13 protein-coding genes and 1 tRNA gene are annotated in these 16,467 nt (G+C 61.8%); 6 read left to right on the plus strand and 8 right to left on the minus strand.

The features are described 5' to 3' along the window. Positions 1-32: 32 nt before the first annotated feature. On the plus strand, positions 33-860 hold the full coding sequence (locus tag H3T92_RS07710) for a sulfite exporter TauE/SafE family protein (protein ID WP_198189768.1): 828 nt from the start codon (positions 33-35) through the stop codon (positions 858-860). 9 nt (positions 861-869) lie between these two features. Here the strand turns inward: H3T92_RS07710 and H3T92_RS07715 are convergent, their stop codons facing one another. Further along, positions 870-1,298 carry a nucleoside deaminase gene (locus H3T92_RS07715; protein WP_198189770.1) on the minus strand — a complete coding sequence of 143 codons (429 nt, stop codon included), beginning with the start codon at positions 1,296-1,298 and terminating at the stop codon, positions 870-872. A 59-nt stretch (positions 1,299-1,357) separates the two neighbouring features. Beyond that, positions 1,358-4,144 carry a cation-translocating P-type ATPase gene (locus H3T92_RS07720; RefSeq protein ID WP_232342028.1) on the minus strand — a complete coding sequence of 929 codons (2,787 nt, stop codon included), beginning with the start codon at positions 4,142-4,144 and terminating at the stop codon, positions 1,358-1,360. Positions 4,145-4,665: 521 nt separating this feature from the next. On the opposite strand from H3T92_RS07720, the gene H3T92_RS07725 reads away from it, so the two are divergent. Further along, positions 4,666-6,885 (plus strand): cation:proton antiporter domain-containing protein, encoded by a 2,220-nt coding sequence (locus H3T92_RS07725; protein ID WP_198189774.1) that lies wholly within the window; start codon positions 4,666-4,668, stop codon positions 6,883-6,885. 6 nt (positions 6,886-6,891) lie between these two features. On the opposite strand, the gene H3T92_RS07730 is transcribed toward H3T92_RS07725, so the two are convergent. The 6 genes from H3T92_RS07730 to H3T92_RS07755 form a co-directional block, all read right to left on the minus strand. After that, the gene (locus H3T92_RS07730) at positions 6,892-7,647 is read right to left on the minus strand and encodes an alpha/beta hydrolase (protein ID WP_180335332.1); all 756 of its coding nucleotides are present in this window, start codon (positions 7,645-7,647) and stop codon (positions 6,892-6,894) included. Between the two features lie 31 nt (positions 7,648-7,678). Further along, positions 7,679-8,488 (minus strand): hypothetical protein, encoded by an 810-nt coding sequence (locus H3T92_RS07735; RefSeq protein WP_144085877.1) that lies wholly within the window; start codon positions 8,486-8,488, stop codon positions 7,679-7,681. A 207-nt stretch (positions 8,489-8,695) separates the two neighbouring features. After that, complete coding sequence (locus H3T92_RS07740) at positions 8,696-8,929, minus strand: DUF2188 domain-containing protein (RefSeq protein ID WP_144085876.1); 234 nt, start codon at positions 8,927-8,929, stop codon at positions 8,696-8,698. 655 nt (positions 8,930-9,584) lie between these two features. Then, a complete protein-coding gene (locus H3T92_RS07745; protein ID WP_198189776.1) occupies positions 9,585-10,058 on the minus strand; it encodes a hypothetical protein in 474 nt (157 codons plus the stop codon). A 95-nt stretch (positions 10,059-10,153) separates the two neighbouring features. Continuing rightward, positions 10,154-10,224: transfer RNA gene (locus tag H3T92_RS07750), tRNA-Gly, on the minus strand. A gap of 123 nt (positions 10,225-10,347) precedes the next feature. Then, a complete protein-coding gene (locus tag H3T92_RS07755; RefSeq protein WP_198189779.1) occupies positions 10,348-11,466 on the minus strand; it encodes an ROK family transcriptional regulator in 1,119 nt (372 codons plus the stop codon). A 298-nt stretch (positions 11,467-11,764) separates the two neighbouring features. On the opposite strand from H3T92_RS07755, the gene H3T92_RS07760 reads away from it, so the two are divergent. Genes H3T92_RS07760 through nagA form a run of 4 tightly spaced genes read left to right on the plus strand, consistent with a single transcriptional unit; the run spans position 11,765 to position 16,289 of the window. Further along, entirely contained in the window at positions 11,765-13,069 is a 1,305-nt protein-coding gene (locus tag H3T92_RS07760; RefSeq protein ID WP_198189781.1) for an AGE family epimerase/isomerase, read from the plus strand. Positions 13,070-13,075: 6 nt separating this feature from the next. Then, positions 13,076-14,182, plus strand: a complete 1,107-nt coding sequence (locus H3T92_RS07765) for an ROK family protein (RefSeq protein ID WP_198189783.1) — start codon at positions 13,076-13,078, stop codon at positions 14,180-14,182. Continuing rightward, entirely contained in the window at positions 14,179-14,967 is a 789-nt protein-coding gene (nagB, locus tag H3T92_RS07770) for a glucosamine-6-phosphate deaminase (RefSeq protein WP_198189785.1), read from the plus strand. The genes H3T92_RS07765 and nagB overlap by 4 nt, the downstream gene beginning before the upstream one ends. Before the next feature lie 14 nt (positions 14,968-14,981). After that, positions 14,982-16,289, plus strand: a complete 1,308-nt coding sequence (gene nagA, locus H3T92_RS07775) for an N-acetylglucosamine-6-phosphate deacetylase (protein ID WP_198189787.1) — start codon at positions 14,982-14,984, stop codon at positions 16,287-16,289. The last annotated feature ends 178 nt before the right edge of the window (positions 16,290-16,467 follow it).

Here is a 16,467-nt window from a genome sequence, read left to right on the forward strand (position 1 = left end):
CACAACGAAAACGTCGACCTAGGCTGGAACCCATGCAGAAAGAGCAGAGCGGATCCGGAAGGATGGACCGGCGGACCCTGGCCATCCTTGTCCTGGTGGGCGTGATCAGCGGATTCCTGTCGGGGATGTTCGGCATCGGCGGCGGATCGATCATCGTGCCTGCCCTGGTATGGACCGGACTGCAGCAACGGCAGGCCTCGGCTACCTCGCTAGCCTCCATGATCCCCATGTCGCTGGCCGGCGTGGCCTCCTACGCCCTGGGAGGGCATGTGGACTGGCTGGCCGCCCTGCTGCTGGCCGTGGGCACGGTCATCGGGGCGCAGATCGGCACCTGGCTGCTGGACCGGCTTCCAGAGGTGATACTCAGGTGGCTCTATGTGGGCTTCCTGATGGCAGTCATTGCCCAGCAGCTGCTGTCCACGCCCTCCAGGGAGAGCAGCATCCAGCTGAGCCCGGCGGTGGCCCTGATCATTCTGCTGGTCGGCATCCTGATCGGAACCCTGTCAGGGTTGCTGGGCGTTGGCGGCGGAGCCATAGCGGTCCCTGCCCTGGCTCTGCTGGGCGCCAGCGACCTGATCGCCAGGGGGACCTCCCTGCTGGCCATCCTGCCCAGTTCACTGTCAGGGACATTCACCAACCTGCGGCATCATCTGGTGCACGCCGGTCAGGGGCTGCTTCTGGGCATCGTGGCTGCTCTGACCACGCCGGTGGGCACCTGGGCAGCCTCAGGGGTCAGCGCGCGAGTGGGCGCCAATCTGTTCGCCGCCTACCTCTGCCTGATCGTCCTGCGCTGCATCTGGGCGGCCCTCCAGGTCACCCCGGCCTTCCAGCGGTACAGGGCCAATCACAACCGCCGCTGAAAACAGAACTCAGTCCCGGCGGTGCCGGGCGAAGAAGTCGGCAAGGATCCCGGCGCATGCCTGTTCGCACACGCCGCCCAGCACCTCGACCTTTGACCCGGTGTGCGGGTCACGGGGCAGATCCCAGACCGACCCGCAGGCCCCCATCTTGGGGTCCCAGGCGCCGAAGACCACCCTACTGAAGTGGCAGGCCATCAGGGCTCCGGCACACATGGGGCAGGGCTCCAGGGTGACGACCATGGTGCACCCTGCCAGATCCCAGCCCGCGTCGGATTCCCCGATGGCCTCCATCTCGGCGTGGGCCAGGGGACGGCCCAGGGCCTGCCGCTGGTTGAAGCCCCGACCGATGACCCGGTCCGAGGCATCCAAGACCAAAGCGCCCACGGGCACATCCCCCCGGTCTCCGGCTATGCCGGCCAGCCGCAGGGCCTCCTCCATGGGCGCCTTCCACCGTTCTTGCACGGGTTCAGTCTGACAGTCCAGCCCGACAGGTCGGTTCAGTTGATCATGCCTGCGATGCGGCGGCGCACATGGTGCAGATGGCCCTTGGGCCGCCCGGACGTGCCGATGCCACGCTTGGCCAGGAAGGCACGAACCATCTTGTCGCCCTCGCTGAAGATCAGGACCGTCAGCCCAATCACCAGGCAGATAAGCCACTGGCTTGCGCTCAAGGGAGCCATGCCCAGAACGCCCGCAACCGGAGCCAGATACATGGCCCCCGCATGGATGCCCAGGGCCACGAACGAGGCCACCAGAAGGAAGGTGTTGTCCAAGGGATTGAGTTGGAAGATCAGCCTGTTCTCGGACCTGGCCGACATGGCGACGAAGAAGTTGAAGAGGACCAGCAGGGTCAGGGCGATGGTCCGGGCGTGGGCCAGATCCATTCCCGCGTTGATGTTGAGGCGGAAGAGGACCAGGATGCAGGTGGCCATCCAGAGCCCGCAGACGGCCAGTCGCGCCCAGAGCACCCGCGAGAGCAGGCCCTCTCCAGACGAACGTGGGGGCGACTCCAGTTCATCCCCGTTGCCTGGTTCGAATCCCAGGGCAATATCCTGGACACCGTTGGTCACGAAGTTGATCCAGAGCATCTGCAGGGGCAGGAAGAGCAGGGGCTCCTCGGAGATCACATTGACCCCGACGGCGATCATGGCGGCTGCAGCCGTGGACAGGAGGAAGTAGGCGGACCCGCGGATGGCCTTGAAGATGACCCTCCCCTGGCGCACGGCCTGGGTGATGGTGACGAAGTTGTCGTCGGTCAGGACCACATCGCTGGCCTCCCGGGCCACGTCAGTGCCGGAACGACCCATGGCGATACCCACTGAAGCTGCCTTCAGTGCCGGGGCGTCATTGACGCCGTCGCCGGTCACAGCCACCACGTGGCCCTCGTCCTGCAGGGCCTCCACAATGCGCAGCTTGTCCTGGGGGGAGACGCGGGCGGCGATGGAGGTCTCACGCAGACGGGCCCGGAGGACCTCGTCGCTCATCTCCAGCATTTCGCTGCCGGTCAGCGCCTGGTCGGTGTGCTCCAGACCCAGGCGGCGGCCTATGGCGGCCGCGGTCACCGGGTGGTCGCCGGTGATCATGACCACGCGGATGCCGGCCCCTGCGCATTCGGCGATGGCCTCGCGCACGCCGGGTCGAGGCGGGTCGAGCATACCCTCAAGCCCCAGGAAGGTCAGGTCGTCAGGTCGACGACGGGAGGCGGGGTCCTGGTCAGAGGAGAGGACCCTGCTGGCCACGCCTATGACGCGCAGCCCCTGGGAGCCCATGGCTTCGTAGGACTTGTGGACGGCCTGGGTGTCCAGGGGAACGACCTGACCATCCGGATCCAGCATGGTTCGGCTCATGGCCATGACGGCGTCCGGGGCGCCCTTGACGTATTGGGTCAGGGTGCCGTCCGGGCTGCGACGGATGGTCATGGAGTGCAGCAGCTCCGGCTCGTAGGGGGTCTCCATGACGATAGGAGCATCCAGGTCTTCAGTCGTCACGGCCCCGGTCTGGTCGGCCAGGCGGGCCATGGCCATGTCGACCGCATCGCCGCTGTATTCGATCTCGCCCTGTTCATTCGGCTGCCGGTGGGCCTCATTGGTCAGAGCCCCGGCCCGAGCCAGGGCGGCCAGGCCGCGCATACGGTCGTCGTCGGATACGGCCGCTGCGCCCAGGTCCAGGCCCTCTACGGGGACCGGCTGGCCGCCGCCCAGGGTGAACTGTTCCACAGTCATGCGGTTCTGGGTCAGCGTGCCGGTCTTGTCCGAGCCGATGACGGTGATGGAGCCCAGAGTCTCCACCGCCGGCAGAGAGCGGACGATGGCATGGTATTCAGCCATCCTCGAAACGCCCAAGGCCATGGCCACGGTCAGCACGATGGGCAGGGCCTCGGGCATGGAGGCCACCACCAGGGAAACTGCGGACAGGAAGGCTCCCGTGGCATCGCCGTTGAGGATGGCTCCGCCGATGAAGACGAAGATGGCCACCAGGATGACGGCGACGGCGATGCCCAACTCAGTGCGGTGGATGATCCGCTGCAAAGGTGTGCGGCCCTTGGCCACATGGACCAGATCGTTGATCTCGCCCAGCTCGGTGTCGGAACCGGTGGCCACCACCAGCCCTCGGCCACGGCCGCTGGTGACCATGGTGCCTGAGAAGGCCATGCATCGCCTGTCGCCCAAGGCTGCGTCACGGTCCACGGGATCCGTATTCTTCTTGGCGTCCTCGCTCTCACCCGTCAGCATGGCCTCGTCGATGCGCAGGTGGAGGGCCTCGATCAGCCGCAGGTCGGCGGGGATGCGGTCGCCGCTCTCCAGGAGGACCAGGTCACCCGGGACCAGCTGGTCGGCGTCAATCTGCTCCATCCGGCCCTGGCGCACCACCCGTGTGGTGGGGGTGGACAGGGTGGTCAGGGCCTCCACGGCCTTGTCGGCCTTGGACTCCTGCACATAGCCGATGATGGCGTTGAGGAAAAGGACCAGGAATATGGCCGCAGCGTCCACATAGTGCTGCAGAAAAATGGTGATGATGCCGCAGACCATCAGAACGGCGATCAGGGGGCCGGCGAACTGCTCCAGGAAGAGCTTCCAACGGGGTTTGGCCTGGGCCTCGGCCAGGCTGTTGGGCCCGAAGATCTCCAGTCGGCGTGCGCTCTCCTGCGTATCCAAACCCTGGTCCCCGGCGTGCAGGGTCTCCAGCACAGCCGAGGTCTCCAGGCTGTGCCAGTCGGTGTCGTCGAAACGCATGTCAGCCCCTGCCGCCGCTGCGTTCTGATTCTTGATATTTGTAGATGTCATGGATGATGTCATCGGTCAACCTGGCCTTTCCAAACCGGATCGGTCATTTGTCCCCGCATGCGACCCTCTGCAGTCGTTCTTGCAATCTTCCTTCTGGACCGGGGGATGTCCAAAAGCGTCGGGGAAACAATAGCGTGCGCGCAAATCCCCGGGGTCAGGAGATGGGGCTCCATGGTCAGCCGTCGCAAGCAGTGCCCGCTGGGAGGTTCGGAGCCTTCCCGGTCTTCACGAGTATACCGATTAAGCCGGCCTTTCATGCGCTTGCGGGGATCCCCCGGGTCGGATTTTCACAAATGTTCGCCTATCGCGAGCGCAGTTTGTCCACCATTTTGACTTGAGGTGTCAACTTAGCGCACATTGTCCATCAATACTGTTCCTGGATATCGCCATTCCGTATAATGGACTATGCGACGTCGATCCTCATCCGACCCTGCACTCGAAGATTCCTTCATTGGTTGAACGAACCCTACTTGTCGGGCCTGCGGCAGCCCGCCCGGGATTGCGTGGCGGAAAGGAAGCCCGTGGAAACATTCATCCTCATTCTGTGCATACTTGCTGCCGTCCTCGTCTCTTCCTTCATTTCCAGATTCATTCCCCGGATCTCCACTCCACTGGTTCAGATCGCCCTGGGCGCGGTCATGGCCCTGCTGCCCATTTTCCCGCGGATGCGGCTGGATCCTGAGCTGTTCATGGTCCTCTTCATCGCGCCCCTGCTCTACTACGAGGCCCACACCATCAACAAGGTGGAGTTGCTCAAGGGCTTGCGATCATCCCTTTCCCTGGCCATTGGCCTGGCTGCCCTGACGATGATCATGGTGGGCGTCATCCTGCATGCCGCCTGGCCCATGTTTCCCCTGGCTGCAGCCATGGCCCTAGGCGCCGCCCTGGGGCCCACCGATGCCGTGGCCGTTTCCTCCCTAGGTGAGAGCGCCGACCTCACACCGGACGAACATTCCATTCTTGCCGGCGAATCGCTCTTCAACGACGCCACCGGCGTCATCGGCTTCCAGTTCGCCATCCTGGCCACCGTGACCGGATCCTTCTCCCTGCCCCAGGCCCTGGGCGAGTTCTTCCTCGAGTTCATGGGCGGCATCGGCTTCGGCCTGATCATGGGCTTCGTGGTCAACTGGCTTTTTGAGTCCGCTCGCCGCCTGGGCTGGGAGACCACCACCACCAGGATCCTGCTGGAGCTCTTCCTGCCTTTCCTGATTTACATGGTCGGGCAGAACATCCTGCATGTGTCCGGGGTCCTGGCCGTGGTCTCCACCGGGCTGCTGGTCCGTTTCGACCACACCGGAGTAGGCCCCAATACGTCCAAGGCCAACATCGTCTCATCCAGCGTCTGGAAGGTGCTCTCCTTCAGCCTCAACGGCGCGGTCTTCGTCCTTCTGGGCATGCTGCTGCCGGCGGCCATGGGCACCAGCTGGCGAGACCGGCGGGTCAGCAACTGGATGCTGGTGGCCACCATCACCCTGGTCTGCCTGACCGTGATCGTGCTGCGCTTCATTTGGACCGCCAGCGTCCTGATCTTCACCAAGGACCATGAAACCGGCAGCAGACGACGGATAACATCCAAGCTCCTGAGGTCGGCGGCCGTCATGACCTTCGGCGGCCCCAAGGGGACCATTACTTTATCCTTGGCCCTGACCATTCCCTATATGACCGACGACGGGTCGGCCTTCCCCATGCGCAGCGAGCTGATCTTCGTGGCCGCCGGGGTTATCATCGTCACCCTGGTGCTGGCCAACTTCGCCCTGCCGCTGCTGGCTCCCTCACAGAGCAGCGAGGTGCCGGCCCAGCAGGTCGAAAAATCCATCAAGGTGCTCAGGGGTACGGTCCGGGAACTTTCCAGCAGGATCACTGACGAGAACCGGCTGGCCATCCAGCAGGTGATCAAGCAGTACAACCACCGCATTGCCAAACTCAAGTCGCGAATCGGGCAGTATTCCCCCAAGGACTTCCAGGACCTGCAAGTGCAGACCATGGAGTGGGAACAGGACTACATGGAGGAGCGGCTGAGCCGGATCGAAGAGGCCCAGGATCAGCTGGAGGAAAAGCTCAAGAGCGAGAACGCAAGTATTGAGCAGGCACCTGCATCAACACAGCCTGCGGCCGAAGCCGAACCCAGCACCGAGGCCGAGACTGTGGCCGACAGGGATGCCGACGCCCAGCTGATCAACCGACGCAGCGAACGTGGCGATGACCAGGAGGAGCTGCTGAATCTGCGCAGCCAGGAACAAGCCGCCCGCAGGATCCTGTCCACCATATCCGGGTCCCTTTTCCACTTGGACAGGGGCGGAGAGATCCGCTGGAGGGCCTACACGGCTCGTCGGCGTATCAGGGGCCTGCTGCACAGCCAGTTCCACCGCCTGAAGCACCTGACCCAGCCGATCGACAAGGACCGTGTCTTCGTGGCCGGACGCCACCTGCAGGCGGAGATGAACCACTTCCTGATCGAAAAGCTCTACTCCGAACTGGGCAAGGGCCGATTCAAGACCGAGGACCTGCTCAACACCATCATCAACCATCAGATGATCGAATCCTCGGCGGAGGGCAAGACCGAATACGCGGGCATGCCCGCTATCAGGGATCAGGTGGAGGAAGCCAAGCGCGAGGGCTACGCCATTGAGTTGAGCCAGATCCAGGACATGGTTGAATCCGGGGAAATCTCGCGCACGACAGCCAGGAAGATGCGCCGCAACGTCTACGTCATGCAGGTAGACGCCGACTCGGCCCTGTGAGCCGATCTACATGAGGCCCGAGGTCACGTCGATCTCGCCCAGCCACTGGCGAAGGTCGTTCATCTCGCGCATGTCGACGGCATGATCCAAGTGATCGTACTCGGTGGTGTGCAGCCAGACGTGCTCGTCCAGCCAGGCGGCCAGGGCCCGGAATTCGTACTTGGGCACCGTGGTGTCATCCGAGCCGAAACCCAGAAAGACCGGCTTGTTCAAGCCAGCCAGACGCTCATCCGCCGGAGCAGTGCCGGACACCAGGCCTGGGGCCAGGAACCCGGACAGGCATATGGAGGCCCGGTAGCGCTCAGGGTTGATCCGAAGCAGATGAACAGCCAGCATGGCTCCCTGGGAGAAGCCCATGGCCACCACAGGTCTCTCCTCGGGGATGTTGGCGGCTACCCAATTGTCTATAGCCCGAGCTGCTGCATAGCCATCCCGATCCAGATCCTCCTGCTCGGGGCGCATATCGTGAAACCAGGTGTAGCCCGGGCCGAACATGCCGCGCTCGCTGCCTGGCACCACCATGGGCGCCCGCAGGGAGGCGTAGTCGTTGTAGGGGGCCACGTAGCGCATCAGGTCAGCCATGTCCTCCTCGTTGGAGCCCCAGCCGTGCATGAGTACAAAAATAGGCCGCGAGGGGTTGCCAGTGCCCTGCTTGCGTGACCACTGGACCTGCTCGACCTTGAGCTCCTGCCCAAAACGTCCGGGCACCACCGTGGAGGGCCGACCCACCAATCCGCCGTCATCCTTTTGTGCTTGATCCATACCTGCCACGATAGTCGACTGGTCCGGTCATTCACTGCTGGCTCATGAGCGGCTCGGCCCGGCCACCCCACTGGCCCTGCAGTCCGGTCACCTGGGTCTTGCTGCCCACGACCATCCAGCGCTTGCCGGTCAGCAGCCATAGATCCTGGGGCTGCAACCCGCCTCCGTAACGGGAGAGCAGGTCAGGCACGCGGGCGCGGATAGGCCCCTTGGCCAAGGAAGCTGCTGAATCGTTGTCGAAAACCACGTAGGCCATGGTCGTATCGGTGCAATACCGGGCTTGGGAGATGCCCACATACCCGTCCAGGCCGATGTCATGCCAACCCGAAGCGCACTGACCGACAGCCTTGTCGATACCGTCGGTCATAGCCTGAGCCGAGCTGATGGGCGCTTCGTCACGCGCAGGAACCTTGATGATGCCCTTGGGAAAAGAGTTGGCGATGAGCAGGCCTGCCACGGTCAAGAGCATTCCGCAGATCAGAAGAATAATGCCCGCCGAGCCTACCGACGGCCGGTTCGGGACTGTTCCGGAGTGACGGGCTATGACGACCAGGATTACGGTCAAGAGGGCAAAGGCCACAGAGACGCCCACCCAGGCTGAGATGCCCACCTGGCCTATGACCCCCAGCCTGGAGGGGGCTATGGCATGGGCCAGCAAGGCCGCGCCCGCCAGAGCCGAGACCAGCCCCGTGACTGCCGCAAACCGACTCCAGATGTTGGCATGGGCTATCTGAATAGGGCGCTCATCAATATCAGGGCGAGGAGGATAGGAGGCCGGCAGACCCTCGTCATACCCGCTGTCCGCCAGCCGCTGATCCAGCTGGTTGAATCCATCGGCCATCGACCTCGCCACCTTTCACGGTTGGTTTCAGTCTATGGGGGCCGACGCATGCAGACAGGCGAGGGCAGCCAATGCTTCACCATCCCAACATCCTGCTGGGCCGATGGATGGGCATAGTTCTATAGGCATAGGTACTTATCGCCGCGATGTTCGGCACCAGTACATGTCCGATGACGACGAAAAATCCCAGGAGTCAACTGGAGGAGTTCAGCCCTTGATGTCTCGGGGATCCTTCTTGCCTATGGTGCGCTTGTCGCGGATTTTGTTGCCGCCCTTGTTATGGATGTTGACCTCACCACCGCCGGACCGGTCTGCAAAGACCTTGGCCTGCTTGGTGGCCTCCGCCTTGGTGGCGAAGGTGCGGGAGACTCGTGAGGCCCCGGCCCGCTTGACTGTCCAGAGATCGCGATCCTCGTCGTATTGCACGTGATAATCAGCCATGATGGCCGTCCTTTCCGTACTTCCCTGTACCCCCTCATCTTCCACTGCCGGACCTGAGGCACCGTGCTTCGACACTCCAGAATTTTCAGGAATATTGTCAGATACTGATTTTGCAAAAGAAATCCTTTTTCTCCTAGTATCACGAACTATAAAGAGTCTGAAGAAACAGCATTTGCGCTAAAACAACTTTAGAAGAGAGAGGGCAAATATAAATGGCAAAATGCCTATGCTAGTGAGCGCAACTACAAACCGAAAAAGTTATAGATCAGTCTGTAAAATCGAAACTATATCTTTAGATGGGCCTCTAATATTCTTAAATCGTCCAGACCATCTCTATTGCGTCAAATTCTGACCAGCCGAAATCTAACCTAGACATTTGTAGATGCTGAAAGTCACTTCACCCCGGATAGTGACGAACAGTTATATGTAGTTAACAAGAAACAATCGTGCCCACTAATGCGCTTGAAACCACAAGATGGCCCGCACTGCGGAAACTATTGCACAAGTCACAAAGTGTCAAGGCGTAGTGCAGGCGAACTTGCAGACCCTCAACAGATCCACATGTGTACTTATACATGCCATGAACTGCGAATCCTTCTGGGAAAACGCGTTGATCAGACTCCTGCTCCTTAAAGGTGTCGATAAAAACTAGTTGCTAACCAACTGTAATTTTCCTAGATAAGCTCTTTTGAATTGCATCTGCACATATTCTTGTTAGCGGCTCTCCAATTGCTTCTTTATAGTTAAAGCCCAGAAGCTGTATGGCTTTGAGCGTATCCACCGAGATAAGTGCATTTATTTGATCTGCGGTCTCCGTAAATTCAGCATCATATTTACCGAAAATTCTAATCAGTTTTTCTATAGTATTATGCAAATGGTTGATGTCATCATCGCTGATTTCAATCCTATCCACCTCTGTCTTGTACGCTTGGGCTATCCTTATAGCTTCAGCCCGATCCTGCACTAAATCGTTGATAATTGCATCATATGCATTAGCCATTGCATTCTGATCTTTTTGCAGTTTAATCGCTTTCACCTTTGAAAGAACCCCATCGCCAACAGACTTTGCGACTAGTTGTGTGAGAGATACTGCAGCGGTCTCTAAAGCAGTCAATTTTGATCCTCTCATGACTGAATCATAGTTAGAACACTTGTGTTTATTTTATTTATGAATAGGAAAATAGAAACCATCGCCTTCTTCGGCATTCCAATGTTTCTTGCGAGAGCGGGCGACGGGAATCGGACCCGCCTCTGAAGCTTGGGAAGCTTCCATTCTACCAATGAACTACGCCCGCAAATCCGGCTACCGGGGTCTGACCTCGGCCAACCGCATGCGAGTCACCATGGTAGCAGGTCTCGGCGAAGTGCGCGAATCACCAACTCCGGGCACGGTTGCGCGACAGGTCTTCGATCCACTTTCAGACGGTGCCGTCAGGGTCAATCAGATCGGCCACCACTGTGCTGCAGGCCCCGAGCAAGGCGGCATCCTCACCTAGGGCCGAGCGATCGACCACAAGGGGCCGCCGGAAATCAGCGGCCAAGGCATCGTTCATGGTCTTCTCCATGGCGCTCAGGAAGATGCGGTTGACCACTCTGGAGTCGCCAAGGACCGCCACACGAGGAATGTCCATAAGGCCGGCAGGCATGGTCAGGGCACGGCCCAGCAGTTCACCGGCTCGGCGCAGAATGCTGGCCAGATTGTCAGGATCCCTGTCCATTGCAGCAGTCAGCTTAGGAACGCTGATCAGCGATTCCAAGCAGCCGCGCTTGCCGCAGCGGCACTGAGGACCGGTGGGGTCCACCACCACATGGCCAATCTCGCCGGCCGCGCGGTTGCAACCGGTCACCAGCTCGCCGGAAACCAGCAATCCTGCCCCAACTCCGTCGCCCAGATGGACCAGCAATAGGTCGGACTGTCCTGAGCCGAACTGCTGCTCGGCCAGAACCTCGTTGTTGGCATCGTTGTTGACTGTCACATCCAGGCCTGTCTTCTCATGCAGATAGCCGCGCAGGTCGGTCTGAACCCAGCCAAGGTTGGTGGCATCATCCACCACGCCTTCAGCACTGACGATGCCGGGACTGGATACGCCGATGCCCATAATGGGATGAGCTGCCCGCTGCATCAACGAATCGGTCAGCTCCCCCACCAAGTCCAGGGGAACCTTGCCGTCAGCAGTCAGCGGGATCTCCTCACGCGCGACCACCTGCCCGGTCAGGTTAAGCACCGCCCCTCTGAAGACGTAGGGCGTGGAAAGATCCAGGGCCAGGATGCTGCGCCCGTCAGGATTGATGCGCAGCAGCCGTCCCCGCTTGCCCGGCCCGGTGGATTTGCTATAACCCACCTCCATGAGCAGATGCTCGCCCAGCAGCTCGGCCACGATGTCCGATATGGCGACCCTGGTCAGCCCTGATGCACGAGCCAGATCAGCCCTGGTCATACTGACATCGGGATAAAGCAGCCTGAGCAGGATGGCTCGGTTGTGATGCCGCACCGACTTGGGCAGCGCCTTGGACAGGTTGCCGGTATTGCTGGTCATAATTCGCCTGACGATAGATAATGCGGGAACGGGGACCCGCCATGGGGATTGGGCCTTGAACCCCGTGACCATGCCCATCCATGCTTGCTTCTTATATTGTAAACTTCCTTGTCCGGGCAGCTCCAGATCTCGCCATGGCAGCATCAAAGCCTTTCGTTTTCAAGGCCGCGCAATAGCATCGCAGACAAGACCACGGGGGCAGCAAGTAAAAAGTTCAGTTTCCTAACAATTGCGTGTTAGGCTGTGAACAGATACCAGAAACAGCTGCATCCCCTCACTGAGCAAAGGAGCGATCGCCATGACCATGACACCGAACCATTCGGGAGCCTCACCGGCCGCTACCAATCCCCGATACCTGCTGGGCAACGAGGCCAACCGCATCTTCATGGCCTCGCAGACCTACGGTTTCCTGGACTTCGGGCGTGGGTTCCCCACCGAGCAGGGCGGCGCCGGCTGGCTCAATGACGACGGCACCATCGACCCCGAGCAGGGAATCCAAACCTGGATCACCTGCCGGATGACCCACGTCTACGCCATCGGCAGCCTCCTGGGCTACCCGGGGGCATCAGAGCTGGTCCACCGCGGCGTTCAAGCCCTTCAAGGCAACCTGCACGACGACGAACACGGCGGCTGGTACCCTTCGGTCTCCTGGCAGGGGCAGCCCGAGAGCGGCAAGTCCTGTTACACCCACGCCTTCGTGGTTCTGGCTGCCTCCTCAGCCATGCTGGCCGGCGATCCTGATGGACAAGACCTGCTGGATCAGGCGCTGGAGATTTTCAACCGCTACTTCTGGGATGACGACAAGGGCCTGGCCGTGGACACCTGGGACAGCAGCTTCACCCGGCTGGACCCCTACCGGGGGCTTAACGCCAACATGCACAGCACCGAGGCCTTCCTGGCCGTGGCCGACGCCACTGGCAAGGAGGTCTACCGCGAGCGCGCCGGGCGCATCATCGACCAGGTCATCAGCTGGGCCGAGAACAACCAGTGGCGCATTCCCGAGCATTTCAACAGCGACTGGCAGGCCGACCTGGACTACAACCAGGACAACAAGGCCGACCAGTTCAAGCCTTACGGAGCCACACCGGGCCACGGGATCGAATGGGCCAGGCTGATCACCCAGTACGCATTAAGCAGGTTCGATCAGGAGGCCGACCGCCGCCGCTACATCGAAGCAGCCGAGCACCTGTTCGCCAGGGCTGTTCAGGATGGCTGGGCTGCCGATGGAGCCGAGGGCCTGGTCTACACCACGGACTGGCAGGGCCGCCCGGTGGTCCACGACCGCATGCACTGGACCCTGGCCGAGGCCCTCAACACCTCATCCACCCTCTACGCAGCCACCGGCAAGGCCACCTACGCCGACTGGTACGCCACCTTCTGCAGCTACGTAGACCACTATCTGATCGACCACCAGGGCGGATCCTGGTGGCATCAGCTGGATGCCGGCAACCACGTGATCGGCACGGTCTGGCCCGGCAAGTCCGACCTCTACCACGCCTTCCAGTCCACCCTGATCCCCTACAACGACCCGGCGGTCTCCATCGCTACGGCCATCAAGCAGGCCTGCGGACAGGAACGGACGAACCAGAACCAGGCCCGCTGAAACCCCATGGCAACATCGACCCCGCATCCCAAGGCAGACACAGATAGCGTCCAGACCGGCCCGATCAGCCTGGGAATCGACATCGGCGGCACCAAGATCGAGGGCGTGGCCATCGATGGTGACGAACACCTGCTGGCCTGCCATCGAGTCCCCACGCACGAGGGCAACCAAGCGGTTCATGACGACACAGTGACACTTATCCGCCACCTGCTGGATCAGGTGAACCCGAACAAAGGTATGGTCACCGTAGGCCTGGGCATCCCGGGACGCGTGAATGCCAATCGAGGGATGGTGGATGACGCGGTCAACCTGGGCATCCGCCACATGGCTCTGGGTCCAGCCGTTGCCAAGACGACCGGACTGCCCGTCCGCGTCGAGAACGATGTCAACATCGCTGCTCTGGGAGCCGCCTCGCAGGCTGGCAACACCCTGATAGCACCTGGAGCCACACCCCGCTCCCAGGCTGCCCGGGACCAGGCCCGGCGTTCCGCATCAGAGCCCGGACGTGACGAACCCAGGGCCCTGCCTGACCAGGATGACCACGTAGTGGCCTTCATCAACCTAGGCACAGGTCTGGCAGCAGGCATCATCCGCGAGGGCCGAATCGAGCATGGAGCCAGCGGGGCAATCGGCGAAATTGGCCACATCTCGGTGGATGCCCACCAGTTCCCCTGCAAGTGCGGCCAGTGCGGCTGCCTGGAAACGGTAGCCTCAGGCTCGGCCGTGGAAGCCCTCTGGCCGGGAATCGCCCACCCCCTGCCCGACCTGATCGCCCAGGCAAGCCAGGGGAATCAGCGTGCCCAGAAAGTCGAAGACATCATCGGCCATGGCATTGCCTCGGCCGTACAGATCGTGGCCCTGACCGTCGATCCTGCAGTCATCATCCTGGGCGGCGGCATGAGCAGAACCGGCCAGCCCCTGCTGAATCTGGTCACCGAGCATCTGAACAGGAGCGCGGCCTGCAGCCACTTCATCGCCTCGCTGAGTCTGCCCGACCGGCTGCGGCTGGCTCCGGCCGACCTGCCCATCGCAGCCATCGGCGCCGCCCTGGCAGGGCGCATAGCTGCCGACAGCCGCCCATCTGAGCTTATTGGAAAGGAAATCGCATCATGACCGAAATCATCATCGTCAAGTCCCAGGAGGAAGCCGGCCAAATCTATGCCCGCTGCACGGCCGACCTGATCCGGCGCAAGCCTGACTGCGTGCTGGGTCTGGCCACGGGATCCAGCCCCCTGGCGGCATACCAGGCGCTGGCCGAACTGGTCCACAAGGAGGGGATCGACGTCTCCCAGGTGCGCGGTTTCGCCCTGGACGAGTATGCGGGGCTGGATCCGGCCCATCCCCAGTCCTACCGGTCCACCATCGACCGGACCGTGGTCGAGCCTCTGGGCCTGGACCCTGCCAAAGTGAAGGTGCCCAATGGAAACCTGGACACCATCAAGGACGCTGGCCGCGTGTACGACCAGGCCATCGAGGATGCCGGCGGCGTCGACCTGCAGATCCTGGGCATCGGCACCGACGGGCACATCGGCTTCAACGAGCCCGGATCATCTCTGGCTTCAGGCACCCGCATCAAGACCCTGACCGAACAGACCCGCATCGACAACGCCCGATTCTTCGACAATGACATGGACCAGGTGCCCACCCACTGCATCACCCAGGGAATCGGAACCATCCTCAAGGCACGCCAGCTGGTCCTCCTGGCCTTCGGGGCCGGCAAGGCGGAAGCCGTGGCCGAGAGCGTGGAAGGTGGCATATCATCCTTCTGCCCAGCCTCCGCCCTCCAGATGCACCCCCACGCCACCGTGATCGTGGACGAGGCCGCCGCCTCCCGCCTGCGCAACCGCGACTACTACAAGTGGGCCTATGCCAACAAGCCTGACTGGCAGTCCATCTAGAAGGCGGACCAAACATGTCCAAGGAGGCATACGAGTCGGCTGGGCTCGCGGTCGAGTCATCCCTGAATGGACCGGCCTATCCCCTTGTCCTGACCGGCGCAAGACTGATAGACGCTCGAGGAATCAGGGAAGATAGCTGGATTTTGGCCCTAGAGGGCAGGATTAAGCAGGTCGGACAAGGCCGGGAGAGCCTGGAATCCGCCCTCAGGGCCGCTGGCCTGGCCAGCCTGCCCCCCTCCTTCCAGCCTGGATCCGATAACCATGACGTGAATGCGGACGGTGTAGAGTTCATCGATGCGACCGGCTTCATCCTCACCCCCGGGTTCATCGACATCCACTCCCACGGCGGCTGGGTTCACTCCTTCGATGACGGGGACGAGGCCATTCGCACAGCCAGGGCCTGCCATATGGTCCATGGAACCACCAGGCAGGTGCTCAGCCTGATCACCAACCCGGTCGACACGATGTGCACCAATCTGCGCTCGGTCAGGCGGGTCATGGACTCCAGACCCGACGTGCTGGGCGCCCACTTGGAAGGGCCCTTTATTGCCCTCTCCCGTAAAGGGGCGCACGATCCCAAGTGCCTGCGCGACCCTGAACCCGCTGTTCTCGACAGTCTCCTGGAGGCCGCCGACGGTTGCATACGCCAAGTGACGCTGGCCCCCGAGCGCGACCATGGCTACGAGGCCATATCTCGACTGGCCGGATCCGGTGTAGTGCCTGCGGTCGGCCATTGCGATGCCGACTACGACCAGACCCGCCGCGCCTTCGATGCCGGCGCCCGCATACTCACTCACGTCTTCAACGCCATGAACGGCATCCACCACCGTCAGCCAGGACCCATTCCGGCCACTGTGGAGGACCCCCGGGTCACGGCCGAGCTGATCAACGACGGTTTCCATGTACAGGACCCCTGCGTCGATCTGGCCTTCAGGCTCTTCCCCCATCGGATAGCCCTGGTCACCGACGCCATGGAGGCCACCGGCTGCGAGGACGGCGCCTACAAGCTGGGTTCCCTGGATGTAACCGTGAAGGGAGGCCACGCCCGCCTGACCTCCAACGGAGCAATCGCTGGTTCAACGCTAACCCTGGATGTAGCGGTCGGCAGAGCCGTCCGATACATTGGCGTCCCAGCCCCACAGGCAGTGGAAGCCGCCACTCTGACACCTGCCCGGGCCCTGGGGCTGGACCGTCCCAACCCCATCACCGATGCCCCGCTGGGTCTGCTGGCACCCGGCTATGCGGCCGACCTCCTCCTCCTGAATCCGGCCGACTGGTCCGTCAAAACCGTGGTCTGCAACGGGCGCAGAATTCAGATCTAAAGCACGGATAACCTAAAAGCCTCGGGTTCCTCGTTGCCTCTATGACGAGCAGGATTCTTCGCAACTTGGGGCACTAAGGCGGAAACCGTCAGAAGGGCGCGGCCTAATGTCTGACCCTTTTGACGGTTTCCGAAATTATCGACCAGGACAGCGGGAAGGGACCACCGCTATCAGCAGG

This window comes from Bifidobacterium sp. W8112, from assembly GCF_016101425.1.
Lineage (GTDB): Bacteria > Actinomycetota > Actinomycetes > Actinomycetales > Bifidobacteriaceae > Bombiscardovia > Bombiscardovia apousia.